Genomic DNA, 18,366 nt, shown 5'->3' on the forward strand with positions numbered 1-18,366 from the left:
ATGAGCAAAGAAAATTCAGCGAATACCTCGAGTATCGTCAGTAAAGTATGGGCGTTTTGTCAAACCCTAAGAGACGATGGTGTAGGTTATGGTGACTACTTAGAGCAATTGACTTATTTGCTGTTCCTGAAAATGGCAGACGAATACAGCAAACCGCCCCACAACCGAGAAATGCCCATTCCTATGGAGTTTTCGTGGGAGACTTTGACTACCAAAAGTGGGACTGAGTTGGAGACGCATTATAATATTATGTTGCGGGAATTGGCTAAAGAGAAAGGCATCTTGGGGCAAATCTTTGTCAAAAGTCAAAACAAAATACAAGACCCTGCCAAGTTGTATAAACTCATTGCGCTCATCAATGCCGAGAACTGGATTTTGATGGGTGTGAAAGACAAAGGCGACATCTATGAAGGTTTGTTGGAAAAGAACGCCGAGGACACCAAAAGTGGTGCCGGACAGTACTTCACCCCTCGCCCATTGATTAAGGCGATGGTGGAATGTTTGCGACCAGAGCCCTTGAAGACCATTGCGGACCCAGCTTGTGGCACGGGAGGCTTTTTCCTAGCTGCTTATGATTGGATTGTAGGAAATAGAGATTTGGACAAAGAAGCCAAACAGTTCTTGAAATATGAAACGTTTTTCGGGAATGAGATTGTCGCCAGTACTAGACGGTTGGCTTTGATGAATTTGTTTTTGCATAATATAGGTGATATTGATTCGGATAATTTTATTTCTCCTAATGATTCCCTGATTACGGATTCGGGTACTCGTTATGATTATATTTTGGCCAATCCACCTTTTGGTAAAAAGAGCAGTATGACCTTTACCAATCAAGATGGCGAACAGGAGAAAGAAGATTTGACTTATAACCGTCAGGATTTCTGGGTGACTACGAGCAACAAGCAGTTGAACTTTGTGCAACACATTCGCACGATGCTTAAAACGACTGGATTGGCCGCAGTGGTTTTGCCTGATAATGTTTTGTTTGAGGGAGGCGTTGGCGAAACAGTGCGTAAAAAACTATTGGACACCACGGATTTACATACGATATTGCGTTTGCCAACAGGGATTTTCTATGCTAATGGTGTAAAAGCTAATGTTTTGTTTTTTGATGGCAAACCTTCCAGCAAAGATCCTTGGACTAAAGAAGTTTGGGTTTATGATTACAGAACCAATGTGCATCATACGCTAAAGAAAAATCCTTTGAAACTGAATGATTTGAGGGATTTCATCACGCTTTACAACCCAGAGAACCGACACAAACGGACTGAAGCGTATCATGCTGAGACCAATCCTGAAGGACGTTGGAGGAAGTTCAGTTATGATGAAATCATTGCTAGAGACAAAACGAGTTTGGATATTACTTGGTTGAAAGATAAATCTCTGGCTGATTTGGATAACCTGCCAGATCCTGATGTTTTGGCTTTGGAGATAGTGGAGAATATTGAAGCGAGTTTGGATAGTTTTAGGGCGATAATTGCTAGTTTGAAGTAGGGGTTGTCGGTTGTGGGTTATTAGTTAATTGAAAGAGGTTTTGGGTTGTGGCCTAGCTTTGTTTTAGGTATTCCTAAACTCACGGCTGCCGTTTGCTTCATTTTCCTAACTCCAAATATATTTACAAAAAATAAAAATCAACAATAATTATGTCCAAATTAAAAGCCGCATTACTCGACGACAACAAAGAACAATTACTACTAAACCAGCAAATGTTAGAAAGCTTTGGAATGGTATCAGTAGTATCATCTTGCGCTTCGGCAAAAGTTTTTTTGGAGGATGTTAAAACTACACAACCTGAAGTATTATTTCTTGACCTTAACCTCGGAGATTCTTATATGACCGGAATGGAAGTAGCATTTCAATTAAAATTACCTGTGTTATTTGTGAGCAGTAATACAGCACAATACATCAAGGAAATTGAAAAACTAAAAAGAGATTATGATATTTGTGTAGATCACATTACCAAACCTTTTACCGAACAAGAATTTTTGAAAACAACACAACGTTTTTTAAAAGAAATAGAACTGTTCAAAAAAGAAGAATTCATACATTTAGATTTTGGTATGTCCAAACGAAATAAAATTGCAATCAATACCATCGTATATCTATCTACTGATAAAAACAAAGGAGCTGAATCCAATAACAAACAAATTCACTTTACCAATCGTAAACCAGAAAACTTAATAGATTTCTCCTTCACAAAAATGGAAGATAAAGGATTGCTAAAATCCCAATTCATTACCATTCACAAATCGTTTCGTGTAAATGCAAAACACATTAAAGCCTACCACAAAAGCACCGAATCTATTGAGGTGGAAGTTTTTACCGCACAGGGCAAATTGGAATCAAAATACCTTCAAGTTTCCGAAAATTACCAACCTTTGGTAAAACAGTTAAAAAAATAAACCGCTCTTGTTACTCTTTTAAAACCTTTTGTTACTAACAATAAGGTAATATTATCCTACATTATATTTGGGCTAACTTTCTTTTGAGATTTGCTGTATCAAAATCTAAAAACTAAAATGATACAAGCTAAACAAACCAAAAACAACCGTCAAAGCACTACCTCTTTTGGCAAAACTTCATTAGAGGATTACGTAATCAAATTGATAAAAAATAACATTGCTGTTATTGAAAAAGACGTCGAAAAAAAACTCTATGCCGACATTAAAGAAAGAATAAAAAAAGATTTCGTACAACAAGAAAACAATCAAAACAATAACAACAAATTGTTAAGTGATAAACTGATTGCGCTAAACAGACGTATGGGAAGTGCTGAAGGAAATTTAAAAGCGGAACTAAAGAAATTGAAGGAAGAAATTGACACAAAAAAGAATAAAAAAACAATTGATATCATAATCAAAAAAGGAAACAAATCCGTTGATTTAGGAACGCAGCATATTCAATTTGAAAATTTATTAAAATATGTGCAAGCCAAAGTCAATGTATATTTAGTAGGATCTGCAGGTTCTGGTAAAACAACAGCGGCGAAAAACATTGCCAAAGCATTAGATATTCCTTTTTATTTCACTGGAGCAATTGCAAGTGAATTCAAACTAACGGGTTTTATCAACGCACAAGGAACAATCGTTTCTACAGAATTTAGAAGAGCCTACGAAAATGGTGGATTGTTTTTATTTGATGAAATTGATGCCAGCTATCCGCAAGCTATTTTAGCTTTTAATGCTGCTTTAGCGAATGATTTTATGGATTTTCCTGATAAAAAAATAGAACGTCATAAAGATTTTTATTGCCTCGCAGCAGCTAATACTTATGGTTCTGGTGCCGATAGAGAATACATTGGAAGAAACCAATTAGATGCTGCATCTTTAGACCGGTTCGTGTTTTTTGATTGGAATATCGATGAAGATTTAGAAAGAGAGTTGGCTAAAAACGATACGTGGGTAAACTATGTTCAGAGCGTAAGAAAGGCGGCTAAGAAATTAGGAATTCGCTTTGTAATCAGTCCACGAGCGTCATTTTATGGAGCAACTTTATTAGAAGCTGGTATCGAAAGAAAAGAAGTGGAGAAAAATGTGTTGTGGAAAGGTTTAGACTTAGCAACAGTACAACAAATAAAAAACAACTTGTAAAATGAATAAGCATTTAATATTTGATGATTTATATGATTTTCAGAGTTATGCTTTTAGACAAAGTAATGCCAGAATAAGATCATCAAGAGGATATGCTACAAGTTGGAGCGGTGGTTTAGATTGGAAAGAATCAAAAAAATTAGCTTTAACAGGATGGCAAGATGGTTTAGTTGAAGTTGATAAATTTCAGGCCAGAGTAAATGAGTTAATTACCAGTAAAATTATAAGACACAAACCAGTTTATGCAGTAGCAGGAAATTATATTGATATTGGAAATTACCTATCAAATGATCCAGAATGTTTCATTACGAAAGAGTATGACGAAAATAATCAACAAGGAAAGATCATTACAATAGTATGCTCCATAAGCTTTTCAGCTGGTATTAGTCCAGAAATAATAATTCAAAGAGGTGCTATGATTTGTGCTTTAGTAGATGCTATTGAGTATGCGGGCTACAGAGCAGAAGTCGTATGTAATGACGCATCTTCAAATAGCCCTTGGGATAGAGACGGAAACAATAAAGAAGTCGGATGGTTTGAAATAGATGTTACAATAAAGAAAGCAAACCAGCCACTTAATAGGATTGAATTGGCTTTTTGTTTGGCACATCCTGCGATGCTAAGAAAATTAATGTTTTCAATAGCAGAAATTGAAGGATGGTCCGATTACGCAACAAATTACGGTTATCCTTCAAAAGCAACAAATAAAGGTGACATCTATATAGAAGAAGTGTTTACTGGCGTGGTTTCAGACAATAAAGCGATACATTGGATCGTAACAGAGTTGCAAAATTTAGGCATTACAATAGAAAAAAAGTAAAAAAGTAAAAAATTAAAAAATAATTAAAATGCGGAAACCGAAAAGCAAATAGAGTAGGTAAAAAACAATAATTTATTCAAAATGAGCAATCCAAAACCAACCCAAAAACCAAATCCACAATGGCCAAGCAAAACAGGGAACCCTTCGGGAGGAAACAGGGGTAACAATCCTCCAAAACCAAAAAAGCAGTAAAATACAATTAGTTTAAAAGGAGAGGTATTTCATTTCTAATGCCTATTTTTTGCCAACACCCAACTATCCGAAGCCTCATCACTTCGGATTTTTCTTTAAGCCAACTTAAGTCCACTAAACACGATTTCGTTCAAAATAATTTCTAGAACTGAATCATTAAAACATACTATTAAATATTTTGAAAAAATATTCCACTCCAATGAGGGAATACGTAAAGAAACTATTTTTAAACTACATATATTTGTTTTAAGTAAGTAAATAAATGAAAAAAAACATTCCATTTCTTGTAATCTTCTTGTGCAGCATTTTCGCAAGAGGCCAAGCCATCCAATCGAAAAATCACTCGAACACTGGGTATATCAAAAATGATGGTAGGATTGAAAATTCATATCATGGTACCGTTGGCTATATAAAAGAGGATGGCACGATTCAAGACCGTAACCATTCCACTTTGGGTTATATCAAAAATGATGGCACTATTCAGGATAAAAATCATGCTACTTTAGGATATTTAAAAAGTGATGGAACGGTTCAAGACAGTAATCATTCCACTATAGGTTATATAAAAGAGGATGGAACAGTTCAGGACGAAAACCATTCTACGATAGGATATGCAAAAGGAATAAGTAAAGCATGGGCAGCGGTACGGTTTTTCTTTTTTAAATGAGGCAGTTGTTTCTTTCCTTTTTACGAACCGATTGTGTTTGCTTATTAGAAAAATAATATCATTTCGTATCTAATTTATTTTCAATTAAAATTAACCTCAAATGTGGAAAGCCGTAAGCAATTGACTTTTATTATGTGTAATTTTGGAGCTTTATGTTTATTCCCCTTGAATTACTAATTTATTGAAAGCCCTATAATCCCCAAATAGCCGTTAAAAAATCTATGAGAAGCCTATATAAAATAATTTTTCTGTTTGTTTTATTGAATACCGGATTCAAGTTAAATGCTAAAAATAAAGATTGTGTAGATTATTTGGCGCTGCCAACTGCAACAATAACAACAAATGCTTCGTCTGTTTGTCTTGGAGGTACAAGTCCTATTATTACTTTGACTGGAAAAAATGGAGCTGCACCCTACACCTTTGAATATAAAATAGGAACAGGACCCAATATCAGTATAGTTTCGAGCGGTGATATTGCCACTATTCCTGTTTCCACATCTGTTGCTGGACCACTCACTTATACTGTAGTAAGTGTTAAAGATTCATCCGGAACTCAAGCACTTTCTGATAGTGTAACTGTAACTGTAAACCCATTACCAGTAGTTGATTTTGCTTTTACTGATAATCAGTGTTCGGGAAGCTCGGTACAATTTACCACAACAAGTGTTGGCAGTTCCTATGCTTGGAATTTTGGAGATGGATCTACCTCAACTAGTCAGAATCCTACTCATGTATTTAATAATACTAATGGAAATTCAACGCAATCATTTAATGTAACTTTAACAGTTACTGATGTCAATGGATGTACTAATAAAACGACAAAAGTTATCACTATTCAAAATCCAGATACTACTTTAAATTCAGATGCGGTTTCAGATATTTATAATGGATATAAAACTTTTAGAGTTTGTTCTAATACCGTCTCTGAAATCCAATTTATTAATGCCTCTACAACTTTAGCGACAAACAGTAATTACAGTATCAATTGGGGAGATTCAACTCCTGATTTTACTTCAAATACATTTTCAACAACTTCTCATACTTATTCTGTTGGATTATGGACATTAACCTACACGGTGAAAGGACAAAATGGATGTTCCATTTCAAGGATATATAAAGTGTTTGTTGGTAATAATCCAGCAGTAGGTATTGGAAATCCTGGTAATACAAATATTTGTAGTTCAACACCTCTTACATTTCCGATTACCGGAACAGAAAACAATCCTCCTGGAACGATTTACACAATTACTTTTAATGATGGTTCAGCACCTTTAACTTTTAATCATCCCCCCCCTGCCTCTGTAACACATACTTTTTTAAAAACTTCATGCGGTATTACTAGTAATAATGGTTCAACAATTTATCAAAATTCATTTTCAGCAAATATTGAAGCCTCAAATCCTTGTGATACTTCGGCAGGAAGCGTTGTTCCTATACGTGTTTCAGTGTCTCCAATTGTTAATTTTACAATACCAAAACCTATAACTTGTACTAATACCCCAATCTGTTTAACCAACACAACAATAGGAGGAGCAATACCAACAAATACAACTTGTGGAAATCCAAAATTGATATGGTCAATTTCTCCGTCGACAGGTTTTACACTTAGCAGTGGAACTTTGGGCAACGATAACAGTGGCTCTTCAAATACAAATACTTGGACATCGGGTACAAATGATATTTGTCCCGTTTTCAATTTGCCAGGTATTTATACAATTACATTAAAAGTAGGTGGAAATTCGTGTCCATCTGATCAAATTACCAAAACTATTTGCATTGAACCCCCACTAGTACCAGCATTCACTCTTAGCCACATCAGTGGTTGTAGTCCGTTGGCTGTTGGAACTACTAACACTACTGCTACTGCAAATTCTTGTTCGCCTCCAACATACCAATGGAATGTTACTTATACTGCTTCAAATTGTGGAACTAGTTCAAATTATACTTTATTAAACGGAACAAGCTTGACCTCTTTTGAGCCCGAATTTAATTTTATAAATTCTGGAACCTATTCTATAACTTTAACTACTACCAATTCATGCGGTTCTGTTACATCAGCAATTCAAACGGTTACAGTCAAAAAACCACCAACAGTAAGTATAACTCCAATTGCTTCCCTTTGTCAAAGTTTGCCAACCACCACAATAAGTCCAGCCGCTACGGTTGTTAACTGCGGAACGCAAAACCCTTTGAGTTATGCTTGGAGTTTTCCCGGAGGTTCGCCAGCAACTTCAAATTTAGCCGTTCCCGGTCCCATTAGTTACAGTACGACTGGTACTTTTACAGTATCATTAACCGTTACCAATGAATGTGGTACAACTACGGCAACAAATCAAACTTTTACCATAAGCGCTTCGCCAACTATAACTGGTACCTTGTTTTCGTGTATTGGTTCTACTTCCCAATTAACGGGTTCGGCAACCGCAGCTGCAACAAATCCTTGGATCTCCTCTGCACCGGCAGTTGCTACAGTGAGTTCTGCCGGATTAGTGAAAGGAATTGCAGCAGGAACGACAACCATTATCTATACCAATAGTCTTGGATGTAAATCAACCGAACTCTTTACAGTCAACCCGACCCCTACCGTTAGTTTTTCGATTCCAAACCAGATTCTTTGTTCCGGCGATACATCGACTGCAGTAAACTTAAGCAGTGTTGTGGGAGCAACTATTAATTGGACAGCTGTGCAGCCTGCAGGAATATCAGGGGTTGTACTAAGTGGCACCACAACCCTTCCTGCTCAAACCTTGATTAATAGCACCAATGCTAATATCGTGGTCACTTACAATGCCACAGCAACTGTAACCGGCGGCGCCACTTGTTCTGGAGTCCCATTCCCTTATACCATTACGGTAAAACCGAAACCCTTTATTGCCACCAATATGACTGCTACAACGTGTAGTGGCAACTTATTTGCCGTTACACCAACTAATGGTGCTGGAAATACTATTCCCATCGGAACGACTTACTCTTGGGGAATACCCCTTGTAACCGGTGGTTTGACTGGTGGAGCTGCCGGAACGAATCAAACCGCTATTACAGGCACTTTGACCAATCCCAGTAATAGTTCGCAAACCGCTACTTATACTGTAACTCCATTGTTGAATGGTTGTTCAGGCTTACCCTTTGATGTGGTTGTCACCGTGCATCCAAAACCTGATGTAAATGCAACGCCAAACCTTGTTCTTTGTGCCGGAGAAACTAGTACAGCAATCAATTTTACTGGGTCGGTGTCCGGGGCGACTTTCAATTGGAATTCCAATATCACAAGCATTGGAATTCCAGCTACCGGCATCAACACTATTCCTTCCTTTTCGGCTCTAAATACGGGGACAACTCCAATTGTCGCAACTATTACTGTAACACCAACAGCGAATGGATGTCCGGGGACTTCGAAAACCTTTACCATCACTGTAAATCCAACACCTACGGTAAATCCTATAAGTAGTATTATACGATGTAATGGCTCAGCAACTGGTCTTATTAACTTTACAGGAACTGTTTCAGGAACTAGTTTTGAATGGACAAACGACAACACAAGCATAGGTTTGGCAGCAAGCGGAAGCGGGAACATCGCTTCATTTACAGCTATAAATGGTGGTGCTAGCCCTCAAATTGCCAACATCACAGTCACCCCAAAAGCAAATGGTTGTACCGGAACAGTTAGAACTTTTACCATTACCGTTAATCCTAGTCCAACGGTGGATTTGCCTTCCAATCAAACGGTTTGCAACGGACAACAAACTACTGCCGTTGCCTTTACAGGATCCCTTATCAATACCCTTTATAATTGGACCAACAATAATACAAGTATTGGTCTAGGAGCCTCTGGTGTGGGAGATATCCCTGCATTTACAGCCCTAAATAACGGAACTAATCCGGTTGTTGCCACGATTACAGTGACCCCTATTTTGAATGGTTGTACTGGAACTGCTCGAAATTTTACTATTACAGTAAACCCATCGCCTGCAGTCCTCTTTACGCCTTCCAATCAAATTATATGTTCGGGTTCGGCCTCTGCTTTAGTCAATTTGAGTAGCGCAGCAGCGGGAACTACTTTTGCATGGACAGCGGTGGAACCCGTTGGAATTACGGGAGTCATCACGAGTGGTACCAATACTATTCCTGTGCAAACTTTAACCAATTCGACCCATCTCCCGATTGTGGTTACCTATTTGGCAACAGCCGAATCGACTAGTGGGGTAAGTTGTCAAGGAATTTCATATCCTTATACCATAACTGTTAATCCTGTTCCCTCCATCACCTCTGCCCTAGCTCAAACCATCTGTTCTGCAACTGCTTTTTCCATCATTCCAGTTGATGGTGGTAGCAATAGTATTCCAGTTGGAACCACTTATTCTTGGGCAGCACCGGTAGTTACCGGAGGAATTATTGGAGGCATAGCGTCAAACAATCAAGCAACTATTAGTGGTACATTAACCAATCCGACAGATACAGTACAAACAGCAACTTATACCGTAATTCCAAAAGCAGGCAGTTGTACAGGCAGTCCCTTTACGGTAGCGATTACCGTTAATCCGTTGCCAAAGGTGCAATTTTCAGGAGCCAATCAAACGATTTGCAGTAGTTCAACAAGTTCAGCCATAACGTTATCGAGTCCAACAACAGGCGCTATTAGTTTCAATTGGACGGCAACAATACCAGCTGGAATATCTGGAGCAACTGCAACAGGAACCGACACAATTCCTGTCCAATCTTTAACCAATACCACTGCTAGTCCACTGACAGTACTTTATAAAGCAACAGCAACTATACTTACCAACGGTATTTCGTGTACCGGTCCAAGTTTCGATTATAAAATAACCGTGAATCCAGCTATTACAACATCGAGTGTTTTGTCTAATTATAGTGGTTTCAATGTAAGTGCTGTTGGTGCCTCGGATGGATCAATTGATATTACAGTTACAGGAGGCTCTGGAACGTACAGCTATTTATGGTCAGGTCCAGGTTCCTTTTCGGCAACAACCCAAGACATCACCAATGTGCCTGCGGGAGTATATTCCTTAACAATAAATGACGGGGTTTGCAGTGCTAGGGTATTGAATTTTACTTTGACTTCGCCCCAACCTTTGATAATTCAAGAAGATCTTTCGGCCCATATTGATGTGAAGTGTTTTGATAATAAGACGGGAGTCCTAAAATTGGATATCACACAAGAATCTGTTGGCCCCTATGATTATTTTTTGACCCTACAAGGCGGAGGTACTATTACAAGCGTTTTGGATTCGGCAGCCATAAGTTATACTTTTATCAATTTGGCTGCAGGGATTTATGATATTAAAGTTACCGATGCGAATGGCAGTGTAAAAACTATTGCTGGCATCCTAATCAGTCAACCTAGTGGAGTAACTGCTTCCATAACCTCTCAAACCAATGTCGGTTGTGCCGGAGATGCCACCGGTTCAGCCACGGTTACGGCTAGTGGCGGAGTCGGCACTTTAACCTATTCTTGGAATACGATTCCCGTTCAAACCTCAACAACAGCTGCAGGATTGAAGGCAGGAACGTATATTGTTACTATAACCGATACCAATGGTTGTTCCGTTCAAAAACAAGTCCTAATTACCGAGCCTAATGCCATTCTTACTACCATAAGTGCTCAAACCAATGTCTTATGTTTTGGCAATACTACTGGTTCCGCGACGGTATCTGCTAGCGGAGGAACAGGAATTTTATCCTATTCTTGGGATACCGTTCCAGTACAAACCACAGCGACTGTTAGTGGATTAGCGGCAGGCAATTATCATTTAACCGTTACTGATGCCAATGGATGTTCTACCATTCAGTCGGTAATCATTACCCAACCACCGGCAGGACTCAGTTCGACGATTTCGAATTCATCAGATGTTAGTTGCTTTGGAGGAAATGATGGAAGTGCCACTGCCACCGTTTCTGGCGGAACAGCACCTTATTCCTATATTTGGAATACGATTCCGGCCCAAACATTGGCGACAGCCACAGGATTAAAAGCTGGAACTTACAGTGTTTCAATATCTGACGTCAATGGTTGCAGCACCTCAACCTCTGTTACTATCAACGAACCTATCGGAATGGTAGCCAGTATTAGTGCTCAAACTAATGTATTCTGTTCTGGACACAGCACCGGTTCGGCAACCGTTTCTGCCAGTGGCGGTACTCTTCCTTATACTTATTCTTGGAATACAATACCGGCTCAAACGACCGATGTGGCAGTCAATTTACCCATTGGAACCTATACTGCAACTGTCACCGATGCCAAAGGTTGTACCACAACAGCACAAGCCATTATAACAGAACCCAACGGCATTGTCACTTCCATCGCTTCACAAACCAATGTAGATTGTTTTGGAAATAGCACAGGAGCTGTAACTGTTTTAGCTAGTGGAGGTGCAGGAACTTTGACTTATGCTTGGGATACCAATCCGGTACAAACCACCCCTTCTTTAACGGGTTTACTCGCAGGAGTATATCATTTGACTGTAACTGATTCGAACAATTGTACCAAAGTGCAAACCGTAACCATCACCGAACCCCAAGATATTGTCATCACCACCGATTTAGAAAAAGACATCACTTGCTTTAATGCTGCCAATGGTGAAATCAAAATCACGATTACTGGAGGCAGCATTCCTTATACTTATGCTTGGACAAAAGATGGACTTCCTTTTAGTACTGCCGAAGATGTATCGAATTTAAGCCCTGGAATTTATACTGTAACAGTTTCAGACGCCAATAGTTGCGGTCCAAAAACAGCTTCGTTTACCATTACCCAACCTCCTATTTTAGCTGTGAATTTGAATAATAAAGCCGATATTTTGTGTTTTGGAGCAGCTACAGGAGCGATAAATGTCAACATTACAGGGGGTACTTTGCCTTATAACTATGCTTGGTCAGGGCCCAATGGTTTTACAAGTTCAAGTCAAAACTTAACGAATGTCGTCGCGGGATCGTATGCTTTGACAGTTACCGACAATTCAGGTTGCATCAAAACCCTAAGTGTTAGCTTGACACAACCGACCGCCATTACAATTACCGCAGCTACCACTCCCATTATTTGTTATGGAGGAAATGACGCTTCGATCAGCTTAACCATCACAGGAGGTGTTGCGCCTTATGCCATCGTTTGGAGCAACTTAGGAAGCGGCAGTTTTCAGGACAATCTATCGGCGGGAGATTATCTAGTGACGGTTACCGATGCTAATAATTGTACCTCGACCTTGAATGTCAATATTCCCGAGGCACCCATTTTCACGATAAATCCAGTGGTAAAAAACATTAGTTGTTTTGGCGCTAAAAACGGCAGTATCAATCTTAATTTGGTAGGTGGCATTCCTCTTGTAAAACTGGTTTGGGATGATAGTGCCGTGGCGGGAACCACTCGAAATAATCTCGGGCCAGGCTCGTACACCGTCACCATCATCGATGGTAAACCCTGCACCATCAAACGAACCTTTATCATATTGGAACCTCAATTACTAGTGTTGCAAGGAAATATCACGAATGCCCTTGATTGCAACGATGCCAATAGTGGTGCGATAAATCTACTCGTTTCTGGAGGTTCTGCTCCCTTTACTTATTCGTGGTCGAATGGAGCAACAACAGAGGATTTAACTAATGTTCCCGCGGGAAATTATTTGGTTACTGTAAAAGACGCCAATGGTTGTAGCCAACAAGCGCAATACAGTATCAATCGCCCACCTCCTATCACGATTAGTGTGGAAACCAAAACGGATTTTAATTGCGAAACCAAATACGTCAAACAAACGTTCATATCCAAAGTTTCGGGTGGCGTTCCTCCATATCAACTGATTTGGTCTAGTGGTACGGTAAGTGGCGCCAATAATGAAATGATGACTACCAATCAAAATGGAACTGTCATTTTAAACGTGACCGATGCCCTTGGCTGTAAAGCCAATTATACTTTTACGGTTGACATTCCCGTATTAGGTTCCCCTTCTTTCGATGTCAGTTCGACGGCTAATACCAACTATGGAGCTTATTCTATCAATGACCCTATTCAATTTACTAATACAGCCACTGGTAATTTTATCAGTATGATTTGGGATTTTGGCGATGGCGCTACCTCTACCGAACTTAATCCCGTGCATACTTTCGTCAATCCAAAGGATTACGTCGTCACCCAAACAGTCACTTATCCTTTTGGTTGTGTCTATGTACAGAAAATTACCCTTTCAGTAGAAAAAGGGTATGTATTGGTGGTTCCAACGGCTTTCACTCCCAACAATGATAGTTTAAATGATACTTTTAGACCTGTGACAAAGGGCTTGAAAAAAGTACGTCTGGATATTTATGACACTTGGGGATCTTTGATTTATTCTGAAACTGGAGACGTAATAAGGGGTTGGGATGGCAAAATTAAAGGTGGTAATGCTGAAAATGGCAATTATTATTCTAAAGTGAGTGGCCTAACTTTTTATGGAACTACTGTCAATGAAAACACCCCATTTGTATTACTAAAATAAGCCCTATGCGAATGAATTTAAAACTTGTTTTATATATACTAGTTGCCACCCTCACTACACTTGAAGTGAAGGCCCAAGACCCTGTTTTTACGCAATACTATTTTGTTCCTGAGACCCAGAACGGTGCTTTTACCGGAGCTGTCAACACTCTCCATACAGGCATATTGCATAGAACCCAGTGGCCGGATGGTGCCCGACGACTCGATACCGAATATGCCTTTATCAATGGGTCCGTGGGGAATTTATCCGAGGATTCTCGTCCATATGATTCCAATCTGCAAAATATTGGTATTGGTCTTACCATTCTCAATCAGCACGAAGTTTTTACCAATTATAATTATACTCAAATCAATGGGGTAACTTCGTTGAATCTTGATTTAGACAATTTTTCTTCGAACTTACGATTGATTTTAGGTTTAGAAGCGGGCTATGGTTTGAAAAATTTCAATTTCAAAAGTCTTTTGTATGAAGACCAAATCAACACCGATAATGGTAGTATCAATGGCGGAACTAACGACCCCAGTCAATTTTACCTCAGGAACAAAGTCAATTTCTTAGATATTTCTTCTGGCTTTTTGCTCTATGACGAAGATTTTTGGCTAGGTATTTCTTTAAAGCATCTCAACACCCCCAATATTGCCTTCGAATCGGAAGGCGAAGTCCCTTTGGATATGAATTTGTCCATTCAAAGTGGCTATTCCTTTGATCTTGACAGGAACCCTAATTTTACGTTCTTGCCTGATTATTCGAAGTTTGTCCTCACTTCTAATTTTATGAAACAAGGGGAATACAATCGCTTGGATTTTGGTAGTGCTTTACATTTTAACCCTTTTATTCTAGGAGTTATTGCAGCTACCAACCCTATGCCAAAAAGTGATCAAAGTCATCTTCTTACTTCCATCAATCTGATTGGTTCTATCCAAATCAACAACTTCACTTTTGGTTATTCTTATGACATCAGCACTTCAAAAATAGATAATACTCAAGGTGTACACGAATTTTCACTAACCTGGCAAATTGGAAGAGAATGCCATAGTTGCAACAATTATTTGGTGAGAAGGCCTTGGGGGAGGAATTATTAAGGGTGCATTTGTTCAGGTTCTCTAGAACTACTGTTATCAAAATTCAATCTTGAGGCAGTTTGAATTGAATAGATTTGAATTGCCTCCAGCTTTAGCTGGAGGAATATGAAAATTGGATGTTAATCAGGCTTTAGCCAAAATTTGTTATGCAAATTAGCAATCAAATTAAAATTCATAAAGTATGTCATTCATAAAAGTATACATTCATTTTGTGTGGTCCACAAAAAACAGAGTTCCATTTCTGGAAACCAGAGAAATAAGACAAATGATGTGGAATTACATCCGCAAAAATGCAACAGAAAAAGGAATTCATATTGATTTTATCAATGGATATTCTGATCATTGTCATTGCTTGATTTCTCTTGGGGCAGATCAAACCATTCAAAAAGTAATGCAATTAATAAAAGGTGAATCTTCCTTTTGGATGAATAAACAAAAATTAATCTTGGATAGATTCGAATGGCAGGATGAGTATTTTGCTGTTTCTGTTAGTGAATCTGTATTAGACAGAGTGCGGAATTATATCAAAAATCAAGAGCAGCACCATAGCAAAAAAACATTTGATGAAGAATATAATGAATTTATCATCAAATATGGGTTTCAAAAATTTGTTGATGAATAAATGTTTTGGCTAAAGCCAATTTGGATTTATTTTCCTCCCCCCCCCCAGCTGAAGCTGGGGGCAATTCAAGGCTGAGGGCAATTCAAGGCTGGGGGCAATTCAAGGCTGGGGGCAATTCAAGGCTGAGGGCAATTCAAGGCTGAGGGCAATTCAAGGCTGAGGGCAATTCAAGGCTGGGGGCAATTCAAGGCTGAGGGCAATTCAAGGCTGAGGGCAATTCAAGGCTGGGGGCAATTCAAGGCTGGGGGCAATTCAAGGCTGGGGGCAATTCAAGGCTGGGGGCAATTCAAGGCTGGGGGCAATTCAAGGCAGGAGGCAATTCAAGGCAGGGGGCAATTCAAAGACTAAAATATAAAGCTGGTATTGCATGCCATCGCTGGAGTTTGAAATCAATAATTATTTTATTAGCTGACCATACTAATTAGCGAAATCCTATGTAAGCATCAACGCAGAGCAAGTTGTCTGATGCAATCTATTGGTTCAAAACATATTTATCAATCATGTATTTTGTAATAGGTTTCAAGGGTTTGCCCGTTTCGGGATTGATTCCATAGGAATTAAAAAAGGACACTTTTCCATTCGATTTACTATACCACACCAGAGGTTCTCCATTTTTGAAGAATTGCGTTTGTTGATTTACTTCTATTTTTTGGAGATTTATTAGCCTATTATCGATGGGCATTATTTCATTTGAAGAAATTATTCCTTGTTGTACCCTACTACAATCCACCCTCTCATAATGGTCCTTTTGCCATTGCATACATTCTTTTTCTGGAAAGAACTTTTGGTTTAGTAAGTAACCGGAACCCAAAACAAAAAGTAAAACCGCTCCAATCCTACTCCACTTTCCATTAAAAATACTTTTGATCGAAATATCCTCTTTCGCAGAAGGTTCAGTCCATCCAAAATCAAAAGTTTTAATGCTTTGCATTTCTTCCTTCTCTTCGGGCCGTACTTCTAAATTACCATTAACATTCACTTTTAAATATTTATTAAAAGGTCTTGGCTGATAATCTACTAAAATGGCAATTAGATTTAAACCTACAGGATTGGTCTTCTCTGACTTTCCTTTTAAAAAGTTACATATGGGTCTGAATTTTTCAATATCAAAATTATCAATCGCTTTTCTGAGCATCACTCCTTCTTTAACTTGAAAGAAAATCTTAACTATTTCTTCATCACTCTTGGTCCAATTATTTTCTAAAAGCAACAAACATAAATTCCTGAGTTGTGCCGGTGAAGGATTCAATAAATAACCGGAATACATCCCATTTTTAGCAACCTCATATTGTTGTTTTACCCCTGCAACAAATCCTTCAAAAGTATTTTTCATTCATCAGTTTTAAATATTAAACGGAATTCATCGGAAGTATCGGAAATACCGGAATTCCATATCAAAACTCCAACAATACCGATAGTTCTTTGCAACAGAATTAGTTTCTGCTTTGAAATGCATTAGAAGCAAATGTACAAAACTAGTTCTAAAAAAGTGTAGCCAAAAAGAATAACATGAGTATTCGGGAAGTATACCTCCTGTTATTCTTTGCAACACACTTCACTTCCCAAAAAACCATCAGAGTGATCCTTTTACAAGGGTTTACCCACAGGCAATGATTCGATTTTACTATCGGACGGCCCAAACTATGTCTAATTTTTAATTCCAAAAAAATGAAAAGAATACTTTTATTATCGATTTATGTCATCGCCAGTATTGTAATGATTTCTTGCACAGATGATACAGCACCAACTACACAAAGCAACACTAAAGCGACCGTGGTAGCGACCGAGAGCGGAGACCCCTTGCTTATTCCTCCTCCAAAACCATAGTCCCTTTTGAATCTAAGTAAACCAATTTAGTTTATTTATTAAATTTCTGTGATTTCGGGAAATGGTCATCAAAAAGATTCCTTTCCCGATTTTACTTTTTTAGCCGAATATATTACCCCTGCTGAAACGATTAATCTAGTCTAAATTGGTCGCCTCATAATTCTTATTGGCCAGTATTTTGAGTTAGCACAGCATAATAGCACTAAATATTATCACAACAAAACACTTTTTAATTCCTTCCTAAATATTGATTTAACCCAACAAAACCAAGGGTTAAAGTCTTCGCGTAAAATATTTTTTGGTCTCTTACTAAAAAAATAATAAAAAAATGACCCAAAATGAGGTTTTCCGTAAGGAAATGAATTTTAACGGCCGTAGGTTTGAATTAATAATTTTTAACACCTTAAAGATTGTTAATAAAAAGCTAATGACTGCAACTGGGTTGCAGTAGGATTCGTTAAAATTGCTTTATAGTTTTTAAATATTAATTGATTTTATGATAAATATCATTGTTAAAAAATTCACAATCAATTACTTTTAAAATATTTTAAAAAAAACCTCAAAATGAGGTTTCCTGGTAGGAAGTGATTTTTAATGGATGTAAGTTTGGAGAATAATAATTTGAAAAATTAAATCAATGACCTTTATAAATTATTACGAATGAAATTCAAAAATTAGTGATGAAGTAAAAAATTGAATTAATCAATTAACCACAGTAAAATATGAAAACAAAACAAATAGCTTTAATTGCAGTGAGTATTATTTTAATAATAGCAATTTTCACAAATCCAAATCAAACTGCACATAAAGAAAAAGTAAAAACTACAATTACATCGTTGTTCCAAAAACAATTGAAAGAAAATGAAACTGAATCAAATAATAGTTTTCAGGCCTTAGGAAGTTTATTAGGCACTTCTCTAATTAATACAATAGTTGAAAATGGGGTTAGCTGTGACAATTATATTCTTTTTTCCATTACAAAATTTACATATGAAGGTCAAGAAAAATCAATTGGTTATGGTTTATTGGGGAAAGTTTTTCTTTCAAGCAAAATAGAAGATGCTTTTAGAAAGAAACAATAAG

The 18,366-nt window shown here is 37.9% G+C and carries 11 protein-coding genes; 10 read left to right on the plus strand and 1 reads right to left on the minus strand.

Features of this window, described 5'->3' with window-relative positions; genetic code table 11:
- From E1750_RS02900 to tnpA, 8 genes are all read left to right on the plus strand, one after another.
- Nucleotides 1-1,494 carry a class I SAM-dependent DNA methyltransferase gene (locus tag E1750_RS02900; RefSeq protein ID WP_133275321.1) on the plus strand — a complete coding sequence of 498 codons (1,494 nt, stop codon included), beginning with the start codon at nt 1-3 and terminating at the stop codon, nt 1,492-1,494.
- A gap of 149 nt (nt 1,495-1,643) precedes the next feature.
- Nucleotides 1,644-2,402 (plus strand): LytR/AlgR family response regulator transcription factor, encoded by a 759-nt coding sequence (locus E1750_RS02905; RefSeq protein WP_133275322.1) that lies wholly within the window; start codon nt 1,644-1,646, stop codon nt 2,400-2,402.
- A 117-nt stretch (nt 2,403-2,519) separates the two neighbouring features.
- Entirely contained in the window at nt 2,520-3,590 is a 1,071-nt protein-coding gene (locus E1750_RS02910) for an AAA family ATPase (protein WP_165697996.1), read from the plus strand.
- 1 nt (nt 3,591) lies between these two features.
- A complete protein-coding gene (locus E1750_RS02915; protein WP_133275323.1) occupies nt 3,592-4,410 on the plus strand; it encodes a DUF7192 family protein in 819 nt (272 codons plus the stop codon).
- Between the two features lie 454 nt (nt 4,411-4,864).
- A complete protein-coding gene (locus E1750_RS02920; RefSeq protein ID WP_133275324.1) occupies nt 4,865-5,269 on the plus strand; it encodes a 5-fold beta-flower protein in 405 nt (134 codons plus the stop codon).
- A 221-nt stretch (nt 5,270-5,490) separates the two neighbouring features.
- The gene (locus E1750_RS02925) at nt 5,491-13,752 is read left to right on the plus strand and encodes a PKD-like domain-containing protein (RefSeq protein WP_133275325.1); all 8,262 of its coding nucleotides are present in this window, start codon (nt 5,491-5,493) and stop codon (nt 13,750-13,752) included.
- Between the two features lie 11 nt (nt 13,753-13,763).
- Nucleotides 13,764-14,834, plus strand: a complete 1,071-nt coding sequence (locus tag E1750_RS02930) for a PorP/SprF family type IX secretion system membrane protein (RefSeq protein ID WP_165697997.1) — start codon at nt 13,764-13,766, stop codon at nt 14,832-14,834.
- 181 nt (nt 14,835-15,015) lie between these two features.
- Nucleotides 15,016-15,456: an IS200/IS605 family transposase gene (tnpA, locus tag E1750_RS02935; RefSeq protein WP_133275327.1), complete on the plus strand. Its 441-nt coding sequence runs from the start codon at nt 15,016-15,018 to the stop codon at nt 15,454-15,456.
- A 472-nt stretch (nt 15,457-15,928) separates the two neighbouring features.
- On the opposite strand, the gene E1750_RS02940 is transcribed toward tnpA, so the two are convergent.
- Nucleotides 15,929-16,789 carry a hypothetical protein gene (locus E1750_RS02940; protein ID WP_133275328.1) on the minus strand — a complete coding sequence of 287 codons (861 nt, stop codon included), beginning with the start codon at nt 16,787-16,789 and terminating at the stop codon, nt 15,929-15,931.
- A gap of 335 nt (nt 16,790-17,124) precedes the next feature.
- On the opposite strand from E1750_RS02940, the gene E1750_RS17705 reads away from it, so the two are divergent.
- Together E1750_RS17705 and E1750_RS02945 are read left to right on the plus strand one after the other, a co-directional pair.
- Nucleotides 17,125-17,283, plus strand: a complete 159-nt coding sequence (locus E1750_RS17705) for a hypothetical protein (protein WP_165697998.1) — start codon at nt 17,125-17,127, stop codon at nt 17,281-17,283.
- A 722-nt stretch (nt 17,284-18,005) separates the two neighbouring features.
- A complete protein-coding gene (locus E1750_RS02945) occupies nt 18,006-18,365 on the plus strand; it encodes a DUF4359 domain-containing protein (protein WP_133275329.1) in 360 nt (119 codons plus the stop codon).
- Nucleotide 18,366 lies beyond the last annotated feature (1 nt).

This window comes from Flavobacterium nackdongense, from assembly GCF_004355225.1.
Classification (GTDB): domain Bacteria; phylum Bacteroidota; class Bacteroidia; order Flavobacteriales; family Flavobacteriaceae; genus Flavobacterium; species Flavobacterium nackdongense.

Excerpts from the sequence above, each read along its gene's own strand:
- E1750_RS02900 (WP_133275321.1), top strand. The coding sequence starts at position 1 with ATGAGCAAAGAAAATTCAGCGAATACCTCGAGTATCGTCAGTAAAGTA.
- E1750_RS02905 (WP_133275322.1), top strand. The coding sequence starts at position 1,644 with ATGTCCAAATTAAAAGCCGCATTACTCGACGACAACAAAGAACAATTA.
- E1750_RS02910 (WP_165697996.1), top strand. The coding sequence starts at position 2,520 with ATGATACAAGCTAAACAAACCAAAAACAACCGTCAAAGCACTACCTCT.
- E1750_RS02915 (WP_133275323.1), top strand. The coding sequence starts at position 3,592 with ATGAATAAGCATTTAATATTTGATGATTTATATGATTTTCAGAGTTAT.
- E1750_RS02920 (WP_133275324.1), top strand. The coding sequence starts at position 4,865 with ATGAAAAAAAACATTCCATTTCTTGTAATCTTCTTGTGCAGCATTTTC.
- E1750_RS02925 (WP_133275325.1), top strand. The coding sequence starts at position 5,491 with ATGAGAAGCCTATATAAAATAATTTTTCTGTTTGTTTTATTGAATACC.
- E1750_RS02930 (WP_165697997.1), top strand. The coding sequence starts at position 13,764 with ATGAATTTAAAACTTGTTTTATATATACTAGTTGCCACCCTCACTACA.
- tnpA (WP_133275327.1), top strand. The coding sequence starts at position 15,016 with ATGTCATTCATAAAAGTATACATTCATTTTGTGTGGTCCACAAAAAAC.
- E1750_RS02940 (WP_133275328.1), bottom strand. The coding sequence starts at position 16,789 with ATGAAAAATACTTTTGAAGGATTTGTTGCAGGGGTAAAACAACAATAT.
- E1750_RS17705 (WP_165697998.1), top strand. The coding sequence starts at position 17,125 with ATGAAAAGAATACTTTTATTATCGATTTATGTCATCGCCAGTATTGTA.
- E1750_RS02945 (WP_133275329.1), top strand. The coding sequence starts at position 18,006 with ATGAAAACAAAACAAATAGCTTTAATTGCAGTGAGTATTATTTTAATA.